General features: G+C 65.7%; 14 protein-coding genes. 6 read left to right on the top strand and 8 right to left on the bottom strand.

Translation table 11 applies throughout. From position 1 onward, the window contains the following. Positions 1-19: 19 nt before the first annotated feature. Positions 20-556, bottom strand: coding sequence for a peptidylprolyl isomerase (locus DAD186_RS00605; RefSeq protein ID WP_065247071.1), 537 nt, complete (start codon positions 554-556; stop codon positions 20-22). A gap of 174 nt (positions 557-730) precedes the next feature. Between DAD186_RS00605 and DAD186_RS00600 the strand changes: the two genes are divergently transcribed. Genes DAD186_RS00600 through gluQRS form a run of 3 tightly spaced genes read left to right on the top strand, consistent with a single transcriptional unit; the run spans position 731 to position 3,039 of the window. Further along, positions 731-1,474: a hypothetical protein gene (locus tag DAD186_RS00600; RefSeq protein ID WP_065247070.1), complete on the top strand. Its 744-nt coding sequence runs from the start codon at positions 731-733 to the stop codon at positions 1,472-1,474. Further along, on the top strand, positions 1,467-2,039 hold the full coding sequence (locus DAD186_RS00595; protein WP_065247069.1) for a GNAT family N-acetyltransferase: 573 nt from the start codon (positions 1,467-1,469) through the stop codon (positions 2,037-2,039). The genes DAD186_RS00600 and DAD186_RS00595 overlap by 8 nt, the downstream gene beginning before the upstream one ends. Then, complete coding sequence (gene gluQRS / locus DAD186_RS00590; RefSeq protein WP_065247068.1) at positions 2,026-3,039, top strand: tRNA glutamyl-Q(34) synthetase GluQRS; 1,014 nt, start codon at positions 2,026-2,028, stop codon at positions 3,037-3,039. Before DAD186_RS00595 ends, gluQRS begins: the two co-directional genes overlap by 14 nt. 60 nt (positions 3,040-3,099) lie before the next feature. Here the strand turns inward: gluQRS and DAD186_RS00585 are convergent, their stop codons facing one another. Next, positions 3,100-3,543: a nuclear transport factor 2 family protein gene (locus DAD186_RS00585; protein ID WP_065247067.1), complete on the bottom strand. Its 444-nt coding sequence runs from the start codon at positions 3,541-3,543 to the stop codon at positions 3,100-3,102. Positions 3,544-3,864: 321 nt separating this feature from the next. Between DAD186_RS00585 and DAD186_RS00580 the strand changes: the two genes are divergently transcribed. Next, positions 3,865-4,797: a GlxA family transcriptional regulator gene (locus DAD186_RS00580; protein ID WP_065247066.1), complete on the top strand. Its 933-nt coding sequence runs from the start codon at positions 3,865-3,867 to the stop codon at positions 4,795-4,797. 33 nt (positions 4,798-4,830) lie between these two features. Here DAD186_RS00580 and DAD186_RS00575 read toward each other — a convergent pair whose 3' ends face one another. The 4 genes from DAD186_RS00575 to DAD186_RS00560 form a co-directional block, all read right to left on the bottom strand. Beyond that, positions 4,831-5,562, bottom strand: coding sequence for a VIT1/CCC1 transporter family protein (locus DAD186_RS00575; RefSeq protein ID WP_065247065.1), 732 nt, complete (start codon positions 5,560-5,562; stop codon positions 4,831-4,833). 54 nt (positions 5,563-5,616) lie between these two features. Beyond that, positions 5,617-6,633, bottom strand: a complete 1,017-nt coding sequence (locus DAD186_RS00570; protein WP_065247064.1) for a TerC/Alx family metal homeostasis membrane protein — start codon at positions 6,631-6,633, stop codon at positions 5,617-5,619. Between the two features lie 82 nt (positions 6,634-6,715). Next, complete coding sequence (locus tag DAD186_RS00565) at positions 6,716-7,570, bottom strand: ADP-dependent NAD(P)H-hydrate dehydratase (RefSeq protein ID WP_065247063.1); 855 nt, start codon at positions 7,568-7,570, stop codon at positions 6,716-6,718. Beyond that, positions 7,567-10,992 carry a DEAD/DEAH box helicase gene (locus DAD186_RS00560; RefSeq protein ID WP_236886261.1) on the bottom strand — a complete coding sequence of 1,142 codons (3,426 nt, stop codon included), beginning with the start codon at positions 10,990-10,992 and terminating at the stop codon, positions 7,567-7,569. Before DAD186_RS00560 ends, DAD186_RS00565 begins: the two co-directional genes overlap by 4 nt. Before the next feature lie 80 nt (positions 10,993-11,072). Between DAD186_RS00560 and DAD186_RS00555 the strand changes: the two genes are divergently transcribed. Both DAD186_RS00555 and DAD186_RS00550 read left to right on the top strand, forming a co-directional pair. Beyond that, on the top strand, positions 11,073-12,098 hold the full coding sequence (locus tag DAD186_RS00555) for a hypothetical protein (RefSeq protein ID WP_065247062.1): 1,026 nt from the start codon (positions 11,073-11,075) through the stop codon (positions 12,096-12,098). 91 nt (positions 12,099-12,189) lie between these two features. Next, entirely contained in the window at positions 12,190-14,160 is a 1,971-nt protein-coding gene (locus DAD186_RS00550) for a glycogen debranching N-terminal domain-containing protein (RefSeq protein WP_065247061.1), read from the top strand. Here DAD186_RS00550 and DAD186_RS00545 read toward each other — a convergent pair. Beyond that, positions 14,157-17,777, bottom strand: coding sequence for a UvrD-helicase domain-containing protein (locus DAD186_RS00545; protein ID WP_065247060.1), 3,621 nt, complete (start codon positions 17,775-17,777; stop codon positions 14,157-14,159). The genes DAD186_RS00550 and DAD186_RS00545 overlap by 4 nt on opposite strands. Next, positions 17,774-20,581: a PD-(D/E)XK nuclease family protein gene (locus DAD186_RS00540; protein ID WP_065247059.1), complete on the bottom strand. Its 2,808-nt coding sequence runs from the start codon at positions 20,579-20,581 to the stop codon at positions 17,774-17,776. The genes DAD186_RS00545 and DAD186_RS00540 overlap by 4 nt, the downstream gene beginning before the upstream one ends. Positions 20,582-20,710 lie beyond the last annotated feature (129 nt).

The raw sequence follows: 20,710 nt of genomic DNA, 5'->3' as shown, positions 1-20,710 counted from the left end.
GACGGTGAAACCCTGCGGGTTAGTCCTCGATGGTCACCGAGGTGATGACGACATCCTCGAGCGGACGGTCACGCATGTCGGTGTCGACCTTGGCAATTTCGTCAACGACCTTCTTCGACTCGTCGTCAGCGACCTCGCCAAACACGGTGTGCTTTCCGTGGAGGTACTGGGTGGGGGCAACGGTGATGAAGAACTGCGAGCCGTTCGTGCCCGAGGGGCGGCCCGTGATGGCGTTCATGCGCTTACCGGCGTTCGCCATGGCAAGCACGTAGGGCTCGTTGAAGTTCTTCTCCGAGATTTCATCGTCGAAGTTGTAGCCGGGGCCACCCGTACCGGTGCCGGTCGGGTCGCCGCCCTGGATCATGAAGCCATCGATGATGCGGTGGAAGATCACGCCGTCGTAGTAGGGGCGCTTTTCCTTGTCGCCCGTCACCGGATTCGTGAATTCGCGCTCACCCTTGGCGAGCTCAACGAAGTTCGCGACGGTCTTGGGGGCGTGGTTGGGGAACAGTTCGAGGCGGATATCGCCGTGATTAGTGTGAAGCGTTGCAAACATGCCTCGATCCTCCCATACCCTCGCTGAAAACCGCTGAACGGCGCTCACCCATTCTGCATAGAAACTGTGATCCGCCGATGTACCGCTAGTAGGCTTGAGACATCGCGGCGTGGCCACCACCCGCACTTCCAGACCGCCGCCGGGGTTTCCGGCGCACGAACGAAAGGGTCAGCGATGGCTTTCACCAATTCCAAGCGCGAGGCCAAGAAGGCCGCGAAGAAGCACGCAAAGAACGCCAAGAAGCAGGCGAAGCACGCCCAGAGCACGTGGCGCAAGGCGCTCGATAACGCCGGTCCGCTGTTCAACGAGGCTTCGAAGGGGGCGCGTAAGCGCGCCGAGAAGTTCTACGGCGACTACGCCCCCGAGGTGGAAAAGCGCGTGCGCAAGGGCCTCAACGCCGGCCAGGCACGCGTGAGCGGGCTTTCGGGCCGTCTTTCCGATGAATTCGACCGCAACGTCGGCCCCCGCGCACGCAAGTTCCGTAGCGATTTTGAGGCCGACTACCTCCCCCGCGCTCGCCGCACGGCGGACGCCGCGAACACGACCCTCGGCGCAGCTGTTGCCGCCGCCGTCGATGCCGCTCGCGCCGAGTGGGAGAAGGGCGCTCCGGAAATCCGTACCGCCGCTACCACGAGCCCCGTGGCCGACAAGAAGAAGTCGAAGGTGGGCACCGTCCTCGTTGTGCTCGGCATTGCCGCTGTTGCCGGCACCGCCGGCTACCTCGCGTGGCAGAAGACCCGCCCCGTCGAGGATCCGTGGGCTCCGCCGGCTGACTTCGCTCGCTCGCACTACCCCGCCGCAGGCGTGAGCGAAGAGGATTCGACCGAGGTTTCCGATTCGGTGGCCGCAGCCGAGGCTGGCGACGTTCCCGAGTCGCTCGCCGATGGCGAGAAGGAAAACACCCACAAGGGTGAGTGACACTTCGCCTCTGAGCAGCGAGAGCCCCGTTCCCCACGCACTCCGTGGGAGCGGGGCTCTCTCGCACGTCCTCGCACCGTTGAGCACCGAGGACCTCCCTGAGCTGTGGCTCCTCCACTCCGATCCACGCGCGTTCGAGCTCGACTCGATCGGTCCACTTGAGACCGTCGACCAGATGCAGCGCGTTCTCGGTGTGTGGATCGCCTCGCACGAGCGAGACGGCTACGGCTACCACGCGATTCGCACTCGAGGAGCGGGAACGTTCCTCGGTGTCGCAGGCCTCTCGGGCATGCCGCTCGGCGAGCGCTGGGTCGCCAACACCTACGTGAGGCTCGCACCCGAGGCATGGGGCACGGGTCTTGCCACGGCCGCCCTCGCTCAGAGTCTGCGTGCTGTCGCCTCCCTCCGCGACGCCCCGCGCGAAGCCGCATTTATTACCGCGGATCAGAACCTCCCCGCGCGTCGCCTCGCCGAACGCCTCGGCTTCACCCTTTCCACCGAAAGCGACCCAACCGAAACGGGCGCGCATGTCGTCTACCTCCTCGATCTCCATGACTACTCCTGACTCCCACTCCCCCTTGGGCTTCGCGGGCCGCTACGCGCCCTCGCCGAGCGGCGACCTCCACCTCGGCAACCTCCGCACGGCGATCCTCGCGTGGGTATTCGCGCGCCGCACGGGCCGCGATTTCCTCATGCGCATGGAGGACCTCAACCGGGTGAAAGAGGGAAGCGCCGCACGGCAACTCGAGGACATGGAGGCGCTTGGCCTCGACTGGGACGGCCCTGTCGCCTGGCAGTCGAAGCGACTTGACCTGTATCAGCGGGTCGTGGCTGCCCTCGATGAACGCGGACTCGTCTACGAGTGCTATTGCACCCGCCGCGAGATTCACGAGGCGCCGTCGGCCCCTCACGCCCCGCCGGGGGCGTACCCAGGGACGTGCCGTGAGCTGACCGAGGCCGAGCGAACGGCCGGCCGGGAGAAGATGCGCGCACTAAATCGGGAACCGTCGCTGCGACTGCGCGCGGATACGCACTCCTACGAGGTCACCGACCTGTACGCCGGGCACACCGTGGGCGATGTCGACGACTTCGTGCTCGTGCGCGGCGATGGGATGTTCGCCTACAACCTCGTGGCGGTGGTCGACGATATCGAGACGGGGGTCGACCAGGTCGTGCGCGGGGATGATCTCCTCAGCTCGAGCCCGCGCCAGGCCTACCTCACCGATCTGCTCGCGCAGGCCGCGCCCTGGCTTTTCCCGCACCCCGATCGGCTCAGCGCGGGTCCGACGGTCGCCGGGACAGCCTCGCCGCCGCATCCGTCGGCGCAACTCTCCTACATTCACGTCCCGCTCGCCCTCAACACCGATGGGGCGAGGCTCGCCAAGCGAGACGGAGCCGTGACGCTCAGGGATCGCCTCGCCAAAGGGGAAAGCCCCGAGGACGTCGCCGAAACCATCGGAGACTCCCTGGGGCTTCCGGGGTGCCGAAGCGCCCGCGACATCCTCGAGGCCTTCGACCCTGAAGCCTTGCCGCGAGCGCCGTGGATCTACACTCCCGGCGAGTGAGCCGGCGCCTAGATGTACTGACCGGGGACGGTGATCAATCGCGAGAAGGGCGGCGGAGTGTCACCAAGTGGGAAGTTCGCCCCGGCCTGGGGTGATGCGTCGTTCCTCCTGGCTGATGGGGCGGTCGTTGATGCTGGCCTCGCGATGGGTCATGTAGCCGTGCGCGTCGAAGCGCCACAGTTCGTTACCGTAGGAGCGCCACCACTGGCCGTCATGGTCGTGCCATTCGTACTGGAATCGCACGGCGATCTGATCATCGGTGAACGCCCACAGGTTCTTGCGAAGCTGGTAGTCGAGTTCCCGATCCCATTTGGTGGTGAGGAAGGCGATCACCTGGTCGCGGCCGGTGATCGTCTGGTCACGGTTTCGCCAGACGGTGTCGACGCTGTAGGCCTGCGCGACCTTCTCGGGATCGCGCGTGTTCCATGCGTCCTCGGCGGCCTGTACCTTACGGGCGGCGGTTTCAGCGGTGAACGGTGGGATTGGGTTGCGTGTTTCGGTCATGTGATTACTCCTCGATCTGGGAATGTGAACCGCCCCGGCATGTCCGGAGACTTGGCTTGGTGGCTCAATGGGATGTGTCAGTGGTTTAAGGGCGTTGGCCAGATGGGCGGCGCCGGGTGGTACTCGATGCCGTCCTGTACTTGTCGGGCGCGTTCGGGGCTGGCGAGTCGTCCGACGAAGAGGAGGGCCATATCGAAGCCTGCCGAAACGCCGGTTGCCGTGACCACCCGCTTGCTCATGGACTCAAACCTACCGGGGCGCCCTGCCCAGTGCGAGTGGCGGGAATGACGTATAACGCGCAGTTCCTGCCATTATTGCTACATGCCACACCATGTTGTCGCCCTCGCCCTGCCCGGAGTGGTCGCCTTCGACCTGTCGACGGTTGCTCAGGTCTTCGGACACCCCGCCGAGGAGGAGTACACCTTTGCGGTGTCGACGCCCGGCGGTGACGACGTAATGACCTCCAGCGGATTCAGCATCGGCGCCGTCCATGACCTGGACGCGCTGGCCCACGCCGACACGATCATCATCCCTGGCTACCGGCCCTATCCCCGCCCTCATGAAAGCACGCTGAAGGTGCTCCGTGACGCCCACCAGCGCGGCACAAGAGTCGCGTCGGTGTGCACTGGCGCCTTCGCTCTCGCTGCAACCGGACTCCTTGACGGACTAACGGCCACCACGCACTGGCAGGACGCCGCGGAGTTGCAGCGGCTGTACCCCGACATCACGGTGCAACCCGATGTGCTCTATGTCGACCACGGACAGGTCGCCACCAGCGCCGGCGTAGCAGCCGGAATCGACTTGTGCCTGCACCTGGTGCGCAGGGACTTTGGGGAGCGGGCCGCTGCCCGGATCGCTCGCCGCATGGTGGTACCGCCCCACCGAGCAGGCGGCCAGGCCCAATACATGGAGCCAGCGGCTGGTCCCACGGCGCATGGCTTCGCCGAACTCGCCGCATGGATCGTGGACCACCTCGACCAGAGCCTCACCGTCGCCGACCTGGCGCGCCAGGCGCACTTGTCCGAGCGGCAGCTCGCGCGACGCTTCGTTGCCGAGATGGGACAGACCCCCCTGCAATGGATCCTGCACCAGCGAGTCCTTGCCGCCCGACACCTGCTGGAGAACAGCCACCTGTCAGTCGATGTCATTGCCCAGCGCACTGGCTTGGGAACAGCTAGCACGCTACGGCGTCACCTGCGTCGTGAGATCGACGTGACTCCCACGAACTACCGGCGCACCTTCCGCGCTGACTAAGGACGGGTCGATCAACCTCTCTGGTCAGCACACCTAGATCACGCTCACGCCGAGCAGCGTGCCTATGCCGTAGGAGACGGCCATCGCAGCCGTACCGCCGAGAATCGTGCGGATCGTGGCGCGGCCCGCTTTCGCCTGGCCGAGGCGCGCCGAAATGAAACCGGTGAGGGCGAGTGCGAGCACTACCGACGCCACGACGGCGGGAATCTTCACGGCAACGGGCGTGAAGAGAACAGCGATCACCGGAAGGAGGCCACCGAGAGTGAACGCGATGAGGGAAGCAAACGCAGCACCCATGGGCGAGGCGATCGACTCTTCTTCGATGCCGTAGCGCACGCGGGCGTGAGCGTCGAGCGCGTCGTGCGCGCTCATGCGTTCGGCGGCTTCGCGCGCAAGGTCTTCGGGGATCCCGGTCTCCTCGAGAGAGGCCGCGAGGGCGGCGAGTTCACGTTCCGGGTCCGTGGCGAGGCGCTGCCGCTCACGCTCGAGGAGCGAACGTTCGGTGTCTCGCTGCGTCGAAACGGACACGTACTCGCCCATCGCCATCGAGAGCGCGCCGGCACTGAGCGCGGCGGCGCCCGCGATCGCGAGAGCGCCGAAGGTCGGGGTTGCGGCGGCGACACCAACGACCATGCCGGCGACGGACACGATGCCATCATTTGCGCCGAGTACGCCGGCACGCAGGCGGTTGAGGTTCGCCGATGACGCGGCGCGGTCGTGTGTGTCTTCGGGGGAGGTTTCTGGGGCAGGGGTGGAGCTACTCATAGCTCTCACGCTATGTCGCTAAAAACCTTGCCCGCTAGACCGGGAAGCCTACCCTTAGCGGCCTTCGCCACCCTCGACAGCAGCCGCCGGTTGATCGTCGTTCGTCTTCGGCGCCCACAGAAGCGAGGCGATGATCGCGATGATCATCGAGCCGGCGATCACGGCGAGCGAAAGCCAGATCGGGATCTCGGGGATCGAGTGCACGAAGTGACCAAAGCCTGAATCCTTAGGCCACAGCGGCGCCTCGTGGGCCGCGTGAATGACGAGCTTCACGCCGATGAAGGCGAGGATCGCCGCGAGGCCGTAGTGGAGGTACACGAGGCGGTCCACGAGCCCACCGAGTAGGAAGTACAGCTGGCGAAGCCCCATGAGCGCGAAGAGGTTCGTCGTGAACACGATGAACGGGTTCTGCGTAATGCCGAGGATCGCCGGGATCGAGTCGAACGCGAACATCACGTCGGTCAGGCCGATCGTAAGGAACACGAGCAGCATCGGCGTGAAGACCTTCTTGCCGTTCACCACCGTGCGAATCTTACTCCCGTCGTAGTGATCGTGGACGTGGACGACCTTTTTAAGGTTCTTCATGACGAAGCCGTCCTCGGCCTCCTCCTCTTCCTCGCCCTGGACCTGTTTGTAGGCCGTGTAGAACAGGAAGATCGCAAAGATGTAAAACACCCACGCGAAGGAATTGATCACGGCGACGCCGAGCAAAATCAAGATCGCGCGCGCGATGAGCGCGATGATGATGCCCACCATGAGCACCTCTTGCTGGTATTTCCTCGGCACAGCAAACTTCGACATGATCACAATGAACACGAAGAGGTTGTCGATACTGAGCGAGTATTCGGTGAGCCAGCCCACGATGAATTGTCCCGCGACCTGGTGGCCGGCGAGGAAGTAGAGCGTGACGGCGAAGATGAGCGCGAGCGCCACGTAGAACACGACCCAGCCGATGCATTCCTTGAAGGACGGCACGTGGGGGCGCTTGAGAACGAGGAGAAGGTCGATAACGAGGATCGCAACGAGGACAATCAGCGAAATGACCTCGAACTGCAGGGAAATCTCACCCATCGGGGTCCCTTCGGGCTGGGGGCGGTGGAAATGACGAGGGCGCCTCACATCATGGGGCGCCCGTCTTCGGATTGTGTCTAGTCTACGTGTTCACCTTGGACGAGAGTCGAGCGAAGAGGTCGGGAATCACCTGCGCAATGTCGCTTGCGAGAATCGGCGCGTGGCCCTCACCCGCTGCGAGGGCCGCGGCGTGAGCGTGCAGGGTCACAGCGGCTTCGCACACCGCAAGGAGCGTCCGACGGTCGCCGCGCTCAAGCCCTTGCGCGATCTGTGCGTGGTTGAGCGCCAGCAACGCCCCGGTGATGCCCGCGAGCGCATCGCCCGTTCCCGCGGTCGCGAGGCGCGTCGTGGGCGATGTGACCGCGAGAGTGTCCTCTCCCGGCGCGGCAATCCATGTCGTGTGCCCCTTGAGGATCACCGTCGCGCCGGTGCGCTCGGCGAGGGTTTCCGCGGCCTCGCGGGGTGAGGACGCGATGCGGCCACGGTCCCAGCCATCGAGCAGGCTCGCGGCCTCCCCCGCGTGAGGGGTGAGGACGAGGCGGGCGGAGAAACCGTCGGAATTCGCACGCGCCAGGGCGGGTCCAAGCGCGCCCGCATCCGCGACCAGAAGGGCACCCGGCGAGGTTTCCGTCATGCACGCGCGCACGGCCTCAAGACGGCCCGGCCCTTCCCATCCGGAGCCAGCCACGAATGCCTGTGCACGGCCGACGGCGGGGACGACCTCGGGTGTACGCGCGATCACCATGCGCGCGACGGCTTCGGGCCCGAGGTAACGCACCATGCCCACGCCGCAGCGGGCCGCCGCTTCACAGCCGATGAGCGCCGCGCCCGGGTAGTGCTCGCTGCCCGTCGCCATGCACACAACGCCGCGCGTGTACTTGTGGTCGCGCTCGGTAGGCGCGGGCCAGAAGCGGGCGAGGTTGGCGAGACCGGTCACGAGAAGAGCTCCTTGACGTCGTCGGCGGTGATCTGTGCGCTGAACGCCTCGCCACCGTCGGTGAGCGAATCGAACAGCGCGCGTTTCTTCTCCTGGAGCGCGAGAACCTTGTCCTCGATCGTATCCGCCGCGACGAGGCGGTAGACCATGACGCGCTCCGTTTGGCCGATGCGGTGCGTGCGGTCAATCGCCTGGTTTTCGGCGGCGGGATTCCACCACGGATCGAGGAGAAACACGTAGTCGGCCTCGGTGAGCGTCAGGCCGAAACCGCCAGCCTTGAGGGAGATGAGGAAGACCGGGTCATCGCCCTCGCGGAAGTCTCGGATGACGTCCGCGCGATCGCGGGTCGAACCATCGAGGTACTGGTAGGCGACCTGCCGCTCGCGCAGTTGCTCCGCGACGCGCGCGAGGAAGCTCGTGAACTGCGAAAACACCAGCACGCGGTGCCCCTCGGCAACGACTTCATCGAGCCGCTCGAAAAGAACCGCGAGCTTCGTCGACGGCGCGTTCTTATCGCCGCCATCGTCCACGAGCGCGGGATCGAGCGCGAGCATCCGCAAGAGTGTGAGTGAGCGAAACACGATGAAGCGGTTCTTGTCCATGTCGTCGATCAGGCCGAGGACCTTCTTGCGCTCGCGTTGAAGCACCGAGTCGTAGATCCTGCGGTGCGCGCCCTCGAGCTCGACCTTGACGACCTGCTCCTGCTTCTGAGGAAGGTCCTTCGCGACGAGTTCCTTCGTGCGGCGCAGCATGAACGGGCGGAGCCTACGACGAAGCACGGGCATCTTCTCCGGATGCTCGCCCGATTCGATCGGCTGCGTGAAGTGGGTGCGGAACTGCACGTGCGGGCCGAGCACGCCCGGCGCGACGATCGACATGAGCGCCCACAGGTCCCCGAGGGAGTTCTCCATGGGCGTGCCCGTAATGGCGAGACGGAAAGGCGCTTTGATGCGCTTGACCGCTTGATGGATGCGCGAGGCGCGGTTCTTCACGAATTGGGCCTCGTCGAGGATGAGGCCCGCGAACTGTTCGCGTGCGAAATCCTCCGAATCGATGCGGGCGATCGTGTAACTCGTGACGACGATATCGGCGCCTTCGATTTCGCGCCGCAGCTCCGTTTTTCGGGCGCGCCTCGTGCGATCGACGAGCGCGACCTTCAGGTTGGGCGTGAAGCGCTCGGCTTCCGCCTGCCACACCCCGAGCACGCTGCTCGGCGCCAGGACGAGGAAGGGGCGATGTGGGCCGGCAGGCGTCGGACCTGCACTTACCTGGGCGGGGGTCTCCCCCGCGCCCGCCGTCACCGGGCCGTTCCCCTCCCCCGTGCTCGCCGTCTCGCGTGCGTGCTGGATAAGCGTAAGCGCCTGGAGTGTCTTGCCGAGGCCCATGTCATCGGCAAGAATCCCGCCGAGCCCGAGCGAATACAGAAGCGCAAGGAACTCGAAGCCCTCGCGCTGGTAGGAGCGCAGCTTCGCGTGCAGCCCGGCTGGAATGGGCGTATGTGGGATGGCCTCGAGTTTCTTCAGTTTTCCGACGGTTTCTTCCCAACCGTCGGCAGCCTCGGTCGCATCCGCCGCGTCGGCAAGATCCTCCCAAAAACCCACCTGATACTTCGAGATCTGCTGGCGTTCGGGCTCCCACTCGGCGAGGGCCTCCCCCTCGGCGATCAGGGCGCGCAGGGCATCGAAGGCCGGGTGCTCAAGCGAAAAATAGGTGCGATCCTCGAGAAGAAGTTTCGACTGTCCCTTCGCGAGCGCCACAAACAGGGAAGGGAACGGGATCGTTCTGCCCTCGAGCGTCACCTCAAACCCCAGGTCGAACCAGTCGTTCTTCGCGGGATTCTCGGTTTGCCGCACGCGCACCGACGGGGCGCCGTCGAGCTCGCGGTAGGTGTGGCGTGTGCCCGAGATCGTGACGTCGATGCCGTCCATCGCCTCGAGCTCGGGCAGAACGCGCGTCGTGAAGTGCGCGGTGTCCACGTCGCTCAGCTTCTCGGTGCCTTCGGGGGCGCGGTCATCGGGGCGCGCGCCGCCCACCGTTGGCCACACCTCGCGCACCTCGGCGAGGAGCTCATCCTCGTAGTCGTGATCGCGGTCGGCGCCGTCACGCGCATGCACGCTGAAGCGGCGGCGCGTCGACGGATACAGCCACGACCACGTCAGAGCAAGGGCATTGGCGCCGCTATATGTGAGTTCGAGCTGCAGCCGCGGCTTCTTGGGCGCAGGCATCGCGACACTCCCGTCGCCACTCGCGATGCTCGTGACGCGGTTCAGGCGAGGAAGCGCACTCTCGAAGAAGGCCTCGCGGTCGCTCTTTGGCACGTCAATGCGGGTCCGGGCTTCAAGGAGGCGCTGCACCGGCATCGGCACGGGTGCGGACGTTGCCGCAAACTCAATATTGAACGTGCCGCTCTTGCCTGGGGAGATATCAATGACGCCGTTCGAACCGAGCATGCGCGCCTCGGGCCTCGGCTCGTCGTCGATATGCGCGAGGGCCCGCACCTTGAGAGCATCGGCGCCACTCAGGTCCAGGCCAACGTCGGCCCCCTCACCGAGGCTGACCTCACCCACGCTCTCGAGCCCCACGAACGCCACCCCCGCCTCGCGAGCGCGCGCGAGAGCCTCCCACAGGATCGGCGAGCGAAACTGGTTGATCCACAGCTGCTCGACAGCGGCAGTGTGACTGCGATCCGCCTCCGAGAGCGCAAAGATCCTGGTCAGGGCGTCAGCATGCGCGGGGTCGAAGCCGCGACCGTTCATGCGGTACTCGAACGTGCGCCACGACAGCCCCGACTTGATCCAGTTGTTGCGCTTGCCGCGGCGCAGCGGGCGGATCGACAGATACACACTCTTGCCCGCCTCGAGGTGCTCTTTCGTGAACGGCTCATACCCCCACGAAAACCTCGTCTTCGTGAGTTGCTCGGCTTTGAGCTCGAAGCCGAGGGCGAGAGGGGTCGTATCCTCCGTCTCTTCCTCGCTCGCGCGCAGAAGCGGCGCGAGGGTCTCGAGCCACGAGGCTGGCTGCTCCTCGGGTTCCGCTTCGCGGGCCTCCTCCCACGCCTCTGCCTGCTGCCCCGACCACAGGGCAAGCGCAGCGCCGTGCTTGCAGTTCATGGCCACGGGGCACGTGCACGTCGACTGCACGGGAATCCACAGGGGAAGCGCCTCCTCGGAGTCGCTTTCCTCATCGTCAACGCGGTGAAGCGACACGCGCACGCGGTAGGGATCCGGGCCGCGACCGTGCACGACACCGATGAGCTCGCCCTTCGAGCCGGTCGAGGTCGTCACCCAATTGGGCAGGCGAATATGCTCGTCGTTCGCGTAATCGACCGCGCGCTCCACGACGACGCGCCCAAACATCGGTTCGATGAGGGCCTTCGGCACGAAGGGAAACGGCGGCTGAGGGGTGCGCGCGGAAGAAGCCATAACTTCCAGGGTACAGGCCAAGAAAAGGTGTCGTCGGACCAGCAAGAGCCCTCCCAGGCGGAAGCGTTTAGCCTTGAGCCATGGTGAACCAAGACACATTCAAGAGTGAGTTCGAACAGTGGGCACCCGCCTGCGTGCAACTCGCTGACACCTACGCCGACGGCCACGAGGCACTCGACCGGCTCTGGGTGATCGCGCACCTCGGTGCAACCGTGACGCCGTACGCCGCCTACGAGGTCGCGGGTCGCATTTACGAGCCTCACAACCTCAACGAGGCGATCCCTGAACTCGACTGCTCCCCCGACGCGCAGGGCGAACTCCTCGATCCCCTCCTCGAGAACTCGGTTGCACTGCGAAACGCCGTCGTCGAGGCGGGCGAGGAACTGCCCACTCGCATCGTGCTGCGCTACGACGTCAAGCAGGAAGAACTGACGGCGAGCATGACCTACGACTCGCTCGAACCCGGAGTTCCCGAAGAAAAGCAGGCGAGCAATACCGAACTCCTCGAGCGGTGGATAGAGCGACTACGCGAGACCGGCGTCGATTCGGCATCCGCACTCCCCGAGGAATCCGGCGACGAACAGGACGCTCACGCCACCACTCTCGAGTTCGAGCCGACGGACCCCACCGCCGTCGAGACACCTTTCGACCAATGGTCGGCATACTGCTTGCAGGTCGCCTATAGCTTCGCCGACTGCCACGACTCACTTCAGCGCGTATGGGTCGTTGCCCACCTCGGCGGAGCCGTCTCGGTGAACGCCGTCTACGAGATCGACGGCGCCATCGTCCGCTCGCACGAGCTCGGTAAAGCAATCCCCGAGCTCGAAAGCCCGATCGAGGAGCAGGTCGAGTATCTCCTCGAACCGCTCACCGAAAGCACGGCCGATTTCCAGGACGTTCTCGAGGCCATGGGCGAGCCGGTTCCTACCCGTATCGTGCTGCGCTTCGACGTCGCCGAGGACGACGTGAATGAAGACCTCACCTATGAACCGCTCGAACCCGGCATTGCCGAGGAGGAACAAAGCCCCGCGAGCGTACTCCACGAGCGCTGGGTCGAGCGCTTGCGCGACACGGGCAGCGACGCAGCTGGCGCCCTAGGGAACTAACCCCCACGTTTGTGGCGGTAGGAGATCGAGTTCCGCCACAATTGTTGGGGTTAGATCCCCTTGAATGCCGGAAGCGGCAAAAGGACACCCCATGCCCCTCCACCAGCCCTTCGTCCACGACCTCTGCGGCGTCTTTGCCGCGCCCGTTCACGCATGGTCCACCCCGAGCGGGGCAATGACAGGCGAGGGCGCCGAGGGGCTCTTCCTCGCCGATGACCGCCTCATCAAGACCTACGAATTGGAGGTTCGCGGCGCGCAGCTCACCGACGGTGCCGCCCCCGAGCAGCTCCCGGAAGGCGAGCTCTCGAGCATGGGCCTCGAAACCTTTGGCGCGAAGAAGCTCCGCTTCACCGATGTCGTGTCGCTCGAGGGGCTCCCCGTCGATCCCGTCGTGCGGCTCGTTCGCGAGCGCGAGGCCAGCATCGACGGCGTGCGAGAAACGCTCACGGTGACCTCCGCGGCGGACCACCCCGTTGCCTTCGAACTCGACGTGGCGCTCGACCTCGACGCGAGCCCCATGGCGGCCGTCAAAGACCCGCACCTCGCTAAGAAACTTGCCGTAGCGGCCCCTACCGCGAGCCTTAACCGCAGCACTGCCGAATGGAGCTGGCGAGAGGGAACGCGCGCACGCCTCAGCATCGAAGGTGAGGGCACAACGCTCGCCACGTCCACCGAGGAGGGACGGGTTCTCCACGCGCGCTTGCGCACGACCCTCGAGCCCAACACGACCGCGACCGTCGCGTGGGATCTCACCGCGCGCGACGATCGCGCACCTTTCACCGGCGTCGACACCCCGAACCTGGGTGCCGGAATCGCACTTGAGAAGCCGCACGATGCTGAGCAGACGGCCGTCGGAACCCTCCTCACCCAATCCCTCGCGGACCTCACGAGCCTGCGCCTCGCCCGCCACAATGACCCCGATCAGGCGTTTCTTGCAGCCGGCGCGCCGTGGTTCTTCACGCTTTTTGGGCGCGACTCCCTCATCGCGGCGAGCTTCCTCGCGCCGCTCCATCCTGAACTTGCGGCGAGTACTCTGCGCACGCTTGCGACTCAGCAGGGCACCGCGAAGAACATCGATACCGCCGAGCAGCCCGGAAAGATCCTTCACGAAGTGCGCGCCGTGGGGATGGATATGGGCGATTCGTACCTCCCACCCGTGTACTACGGCACGATCGACGCGACGCCCCTGTGGATTCTCCTCGCAGGCGACGTCACCGACCTTGGGCTCGACGTGAGCGACCTCGCCGACAACGTCGCACGCGCCGCCGACTGGCTCCTCGACCACGCCGACGCCGACGGCAACCTGTTCCTCGAATACATCGACGAATCCGGCCACGGCCTCGCGAACCAGGGCTGGAAAGATTCGGGCGACTCCGTGCGTTTCGCGGACGGCACGATTGCGGAGGGCCCGATTGCCCTCGCCGAGGTGCAGGGTTACGCCTATGAAGCTGGGCTCGTGGCCGCGCGCCTCCTCGAACAGTGGGGGCACGAGCGCGCGAACGAACTCGGGGAACGGCTTCGTGAGCGGTGCGACGGTCTCCGGCGGGCCTTCCGTGACCAGTTCTGGGTGGAGGACAACAAGGGGGCCTACATTGCCCTCGCGCTCGACGGCAAGAAGCGTCCCGTGGACGGCGTCGCCTCCAACATGGGGCACCTTCTTGGCACCGGGCTTCTCGATCAGCGCGAAGAGCGCCTCGTCGTCGACCAGCTCATGGACTCGACGATGTTCACGGGCTTCGGCATCCGCACCCTCTCGAGCGACAATGGCGCCTACTTCCCCACTCGCTACCACGGCGGCAGCGTGTGGAGCCATGACACAGCGTTCATCATGCGTCAGGCCCTGCGCGCGGGTTTCACAAGCGAGGCACAGCAGATCGCCAGGGCGCTCGTGCGTGCGGCGCGCGGTTTTGAGTGGCGCCTGCCCGAACTGTTCGCGGGGGATCCGACGGCTGCCGTGCAACTGCCGCTCCCCTATCCGGCAAGCTGCCGCCCGCAGGCATGGGCTGCGGCGAGCGCCGTTCCGATTGCCGAGATTCTCGGTCTCCTGCCCGCGCGGGGCTAGCTCCCGATCTCGACTTTCACGACGTAGCCGCTGAGCGGGAGATGCACGAGGGCATACTCGGGCCGCCGCCCGGTGCGTTCCTCGAGGGCGCTCATGTAGGTCGCGAGTTGACCCACGTACTCTTTGCGGATGTAGTCGAGGACCTGGACCGGGTCTGTGCGTGAATTGGTTTTGTGATCCACGACGATGCTGTGACCGTTCTCGAGAGTGAGCAGCGAGTCGATCCAGCCCTCCATGGCTTGGCCGTCGGCATTCCACCACGCGACCGGCACTTCGGTGCCGGCGGTGTGCCCGGGAAACTCCCGCGCGGACCACGCATGCCACCGCTCGCCCGCCTCAATGACAACCTCGGGCGTGACCTTCGCCTTGAGCAGGGGGTCCGTACCAAGCCAGCGCTCGGTAATCCTTCGCGCGAGGGCGAGCTGGCGCTCACGGGGAAGCAGCGCATAGGGGGTCGCGAGGTACGCGTGGACCGCTTCGCCGACGAGTTCGCGATGCTCCCCACCCTCACCCACGAGAGGAGCGCCCAGCTTCGCGTGGATCGTCACGTTCGCGTCGATGCCCACGGATGCGACTGCGCTCGCCGCGAACCTCGCGGGAAGGCCGCCCTCGTGCTCAACGAAGCTCGACGGCGTGCCCGCGGGCCTGGCCGCGACCGACGCTGCGAGAGGGCTACGCTCCTGGCGGTACGGCTCGAGAGGCGACTCGGATTCCTCCAGTTCCTCGGGAGTCTCGTGGTGGAGAACCGTCACGGGGATCGTGGAGACGCGAGCACCGCACTCACACTTGCCCGCCTTGGCGTTCTCGCAAGCATCAGCGGAGCAGGGAGGCTCACTCTGGCCCGGCAGGCCGACCGGTACGCGAGCCCCGGTCACGGTGAGAGCCGCGGAGCCGTCGGACTCCTCCGTGAGGCTGAGCGTGTAGGTGGCCTTCTGATCCCGCGCCACCTTGCGTTCTTTCAAGGCCTTCGGCGAATCGTCCCGATCGGGCGTCCAAGCGGCGGCCTCGGCTATTTCCGCTTCGACAACTTCGGGCGAGAACTGCGCATACAGGGTTTCGGCAAGGTCCTTGTGACCCGCGAGAACGAGCTGATATTTCGCTCGCGTGAGGGCCACGTAATGGATTCGGGCTTCCTCGGCGCGATTCTCGAGGCGAGCGCGCGTAACATCGGGGTTGAGGGCGAGCGCTTTCGCCATGGGCGGGAACGCGTCGTTGAGAATCGGGATAAACGTCAGTCCGCGGCCCTCGAGAGGGTGCTCAGCATCGAATTCATCGGCGGGTCTTGGCTTCACCGTGACGGAATCACGAGCGTCTTTGGCCTTGTCGGGGACGATCGTGATCACCACGGGCCACTGGAGACCTTTCGCCCCGTGGATCGTGCCCACGGTGACGGCATTAGGGTCATGCGCGAGTTTGTGCTCCTCACCGTGCTCGTCGAGGAAAGCACGAAGACCCGCGAGTCCCATGGCGCGACCGCGGCTTGCGCAGTCGTCTTCGTACGTGCGCGCGAGAGCGTGGAACGCGTCGAGCACGGCGAGGCGATCTTCGGTCGTACTCCACTGCTTGGCGCGCCGGGGAAGCTCGAGCGCGTCGATGAGTGCCAGCACGACTTCACTTGGGCTCAGTTGCGCGGCGCGTGCACGGAGAGCTTCGAGACTCGCGAGCGACGGATCCTCACGCCACGCCTTCATGCGACCCTCGCGCTCTGCGCGATCGGGAAGCGCGCCGAGCTCCTGGAACCAGGTCTCGTGCGAGGCGTGCTCGGGGATGAGATCCACGAGTTCGGCGAGCGCGAGCGTATCGCTCGGGTCGAGAAGCGAGGCGAGCCCCGCGCGCATCAAGTGCGCTTCGCGGCCCGTCCAGAGGTTCCTTTCCGTGCCCGTCGTGGGAATGCCGAGAGTTTCGAGCGCATCGGTGACGGTGGAAAGCGACCCGCCGCCCCTCGCGAGGACGGCGATGTCGCCGGGCTTCACGGGCTTGCCGTCAAGCGTGGCGCCCGAGGTGAGCAGTGCGTGAATTCCGGTCGCGATCGAGCTTCGCAGCGCCGAATCCTTCGCGCGCGGCAGGGTTTCTGGCCCCTTCCACACTTCGATGCCGCCCTCGTGCCGCGTGCTCTCCCGCCTCTCAGGGATGTCGAGAGCGACGGTCGACGGATCCATGTCGCGGAAAATGGCCGTAAACAGGGCGTTCGAGAGGGAGAGCGGTGCCGCGGAGCTGCGGTATGAATCCGTGAGTGCCTCGACGCTCCCGCCAGCGAAACCGCCGTGCTGCTTGCGCACGGCGGACACGACGCCCGCCATGAGTTCGGGAGCGGCATCGCGAAAACCGTAGATCGACTGTTTTTGGTCGCCGACCCACACGACGTCGTCAACGAGGTCACCGAGCCGCATGAACAACTCGAGTTGGATCGGCGAGGTGTCCTGGAATTCATCGACGGCGAGGAACCGGAATCGCTCTTTGAGAGAGGCACGCACGCGTTTCTTGAGCGAGGCCGGCACGCGGTCGCTATCACCCACGAGGTCGAGTGCGAGGATTTCCTGGTCGGCGAAGTCCATGACGCCGAGGGCAGCCTTCCGCTCGGCATAGGCTTCGAGCGCGTGCGCGGCGGTCGAAAACGCGAGGCGAATGAGCCGCTCGACATCGGCGAGGAACGCTTCGTTGCCGAGCACTCCCACGCCATCGCTTTCACCGAAGATGAGCGCGGCGAGCGGCGCAAAAACGGCTTTCGGTCTCGCCCCGGGCTTCTTGCCTCCCTGCGACGCCGCCATCCCGCTGACATCGGCGAGCGCCATCCATTCGCGCCACGGAACCGCGCTCATGTCGCGGCTCATGCGGCGGTGGGCGGCCTCGAGCGTCACGACTGAGCCCTGAACATTCCCGAGGGTGGATCCGAGGCGTTTCACCGGTGCGCCGTCGCTTGGCCACTCGGTGAGCTCCTCGCCCTGGGCCTGCGCCGCGAGGGCCGCATCGAGGTCCTTTTTGAGCTCCGCGAGGCAGCCCTCGAAGGTCCTCCTCCACTGCTCCCGCTGGTCCGGACCAGTCTCGTACCCTGCAGCTTCGATCATCGCGCGGAAATCCGCGATGGATTCCTCGGCGTTGCGCGCGAGCGCGGCGGGACTCACGGCGTTCGTGCGCGCGAGCTTCGTCAGGTCTCTGACGGCGCTCGCCCACGACTCTTCCCTCTGGAAAGAATTGGCGCTTTGCCCCGGAGTCCCCTCGTACCCGAGTCTCGCGAGCAGTGCGTGTTCGCGCTCTTCCACTTCCGCGAGGGTGTGGTTGATCGACGCCGTGAGGATGGTGCCGCTTTCCTCCTCGCTCAGAACGCGAAGCTCGGGGCTGAGCCCCAGGTCAATCGCGTAGTCCTGAACGATCTGCCCGGCGATCGAGTTCACCGTGCCGATGAGCGCCGAACCAATCTCGTTGGCTTTCTCCACCTGGCCGAGTTCGAGGAGACGCAGTTGGAGGCGTTCACGCAGTTCAGCGGCGGCCTTGGTGGTGAAGGTCGTCGCGATGATCTCGCTCGTGCGCACCCCTCCCGCGAGCGCGTCCGCGAGGCGGGTCGTGAGCGTGTACGTTTTGCCGGATCCTGCCGACGCTGTGATGACGGTGAAGGTCATGAGTAGTCTCCCGTGAGTCCCGTGAGCAGGCGGTAGTCGCTGTAGCCGGCGTTGTGATCCACGAATACGCGCCCGGCTTCCGCACGCGCCTCGGCAAGTTCTGCCGCGGCTTTCTTGTGGGCGGTCTCGTAGTTCGACAGACCGCTTGCGAGAGCGAGATCCCCGAGTGCGCTCGTGACGTGGCCCGCCGCGATCGCGCTCAGCTCATCCTCGATCGTGGCGCGCAACCTCTCGAACAGCGCGAGGGCTCCACCTTCGCTACTCGCGCCGCGCCCGCCGAGGCCACGATCGTTCGTCACGAACTCGCCTTGGCGCAGCATGAAGTACCCGGTTCGCGGCTCGTGCACCTCAGCTCGCTGCGTGCCGTAGGCCCAGGCGTAGGTCGCAAGCTGGAGCGAGGCGTTTTCGGCAACGTAGCCCGCGTATCGGGACGTGCTATTGGTCCATTTGAAATCGAGGAGAACCGGTGCACCGTGCTCGTCGATGCCGGCGAGGTCGATCGAGCCGGAAAGGGGCACGGTGATGCGCTGGGAAGCGTCGGACCCCTCGACCGTGAACTCGAGCGGCACGCCCTCGAGCCTGTGCTCAATGTCGAGCACGCCGATGCCCGCGGTGCTGAGCGTGCGAAAGAGCAGGTGAATGCTCGCTTTCGCGCGGCGCAGAACGAAGGCGCGCTGGGCTTCGTTTCCGGGGAGGTCGAGGTCGCTCGCATAACGAGGCACGAGGCGCGTGAAGATCTCGTCGATTGTGCTTTCGGGGATTTCGTAGCTCGGTGGAACGCGCCCCTCCTTCACGAGCGTTTCGATCACGGCGTGCACGAGTGTGCCGATTGCACGGTTGCCACTCGGAACACTCGCGGCGTTGCCCGGCTTGATGCCGAACGGATAGCGAAGTACCCACGCGAGGGCGTCGCGGTGGAGAGTGTCGAGCTGCGTGTACGACAGTTTGTGCGGCATGAGGTGCATGCCGGGCGCGACCTCGCGCGCAAGGCTTGATGGCGGCATGAACCGGAGTTCCTCGGGCCTCCTGCGACGGCCAGACTCGATTTGCGCGGCGGCCCATGCGCGCGCATCGGTACTCACCGCGCGGTGGCGGGTCGGGTCCGACTCCTCAGGATCGCGCGCCTTCATATCGGGATTCGCGTCGAGACACGCTCCCGCGAGAGGGGCGAGCACGGGATTGAGGCTCGCGTGCTCACCGTCGACGACGTCGGCGGCAACGGCAACGATTCTCGTAGCGCTGCCGAGGGCACGGAGCTTCGTTTCCATCTCGAGCGCTTCGAGATCCTCCGCTTCGAGAATGCGTGCCCCGCCCGTCTCGAGAATCTCGATCTCGGACTTGCCCCACGTGGCGCTTCGCCGGCTCGGCACTCCGGCGGCACCCCACCACAGCACCGTTCCCCCTTCAACGTGAGCTTCATTCGCGGCCGTGTTCCACGGTGTTACCGAGGGGCGCGCAAGCACCGATCGTGGTGAGGGCGCCGATGCCGCCACGAGTTCCCTGAGCTCACGCTCCTGGAGGCGCTCGGCTCCCGAAAGGTCCAGAAGATCCCGCAGCGCGGAGAGGTGTTGGCGAATGACACTCTTGGCGGGCCCTGCCGCGCGCGGCATTGCCTCCACGCGCGCGTCAAGGAATGCGAGACGACGCTCGAGGTCCCGAGCCTCCATGACCTCGCTCGGCGTTTCCGCAGTGAACGCACACAACTCCCGCACGATGGCGAGATTCTGCGCGCCATTTTCGGCATCCTCGCCGATCTGCACGAGGGCCTTGGAAAATGCCGATTCCGGGTCGCGAGTATCAATCCCCGCTTCCGTGCCCAGCGCGCGCAGAAGCGCTCGCGTGACCTTGCGCGGAAGTACGGGGGCCGACGCTTGCCCCTCCCCCGCTGCTTCCCGAGCTTTTTCACACGGCACCTCGACACTGAGAAACTCCACGAGCGCCCGCACATTCACGGGGGAACTGCTCGCCTCGAGAAAAAGCGGCACGACTTGCGCGGCGAGCCGCGGCGCAGCCTCGGGGTTATACGCGACGGGCGGCAAACCCCGGCGCACGAGCGAGATATCGAGCGGGAGCGTGTCACGACCCGCGAGGACGGTCACGGGAGCCGCACCGCCGCATTCCTCCTCGAGGATGTGCGCGGCAATCTCACCGGCGGATAGTTCTTGGGGCACGCGCACGAGAGAAAGTTCCACCGGCACCCGTTGATGATCCGCCCTGACCTCGATTTTTACGCCGCAGCGTTCAAGAAGAGCGAAAATCGCGGGCCAACGCCCGGGGAGCGACGCGGGTTCCTCCGCGCACTCGATCACGTCGATTCCAAGCGGCCACGCCTCACCGGAATCCACAATCGCCTCGAGCTCGGCGTGCACGCTCGCGAGATCGTCGGCAAAACCCGGCGGAAGATTCGCGCCGGGAACCCCCGCAACACCCACGTTGATGACCCGTTCCAGAGAGACGAGTGCACTGAGGCGCGGATGGCTCGCCCCATCAAACTCCCCCGACTCAAGCGGCCTCCACCCCGCCTCGAGTGCTTCATCGCGCAACCGAAGCATCGCGCGCGCCGTATTCCACGAATCTCGCTCCCGCGAGCGCGCGTACCACGGGTGATGGACCTCGCCCATGAGCCGCTGCATATGCGCGACACGCACCGCATACGGCGTATCAGGATGCAGCAACCCCAGGCGCGTGAGCAGAACGCCCACGAGTTCACGGGGGCCCGCGACCATGTCCCACGAACGCTCCGCGCCGGCCCCGCGCGGCGCCCACGCGGCGCCATCGGCAAGCCACCCAAATCGAATCTTCACGAGGGCCCCTCTCGACCATTTCCCGTTATACCCACAACGGTATCCCGAGGGTGAGACATTTAAACCGGCAACCGTCGGCCCCTGCCCCACTCGCCCCGCCCTGCAGGGTGAAAAAATTGCGTCAGTACT

This window comes from Dermabacter vaginalis (genome assembly GCF_001678905.1).
In the GTDB taxonomy this organism is placed as follows: Bacteria; Actinomycetota; Actinomycetes; order Actinomycetales; family Dermabacteraceae; genus Dermabacter; species Dermabacter vaginalis.
The sequence above is the reverse complement of the archived record's forward strand: the minus strand, read 5'-3'. Positions and strand labels throughout refer to the sequence as shown.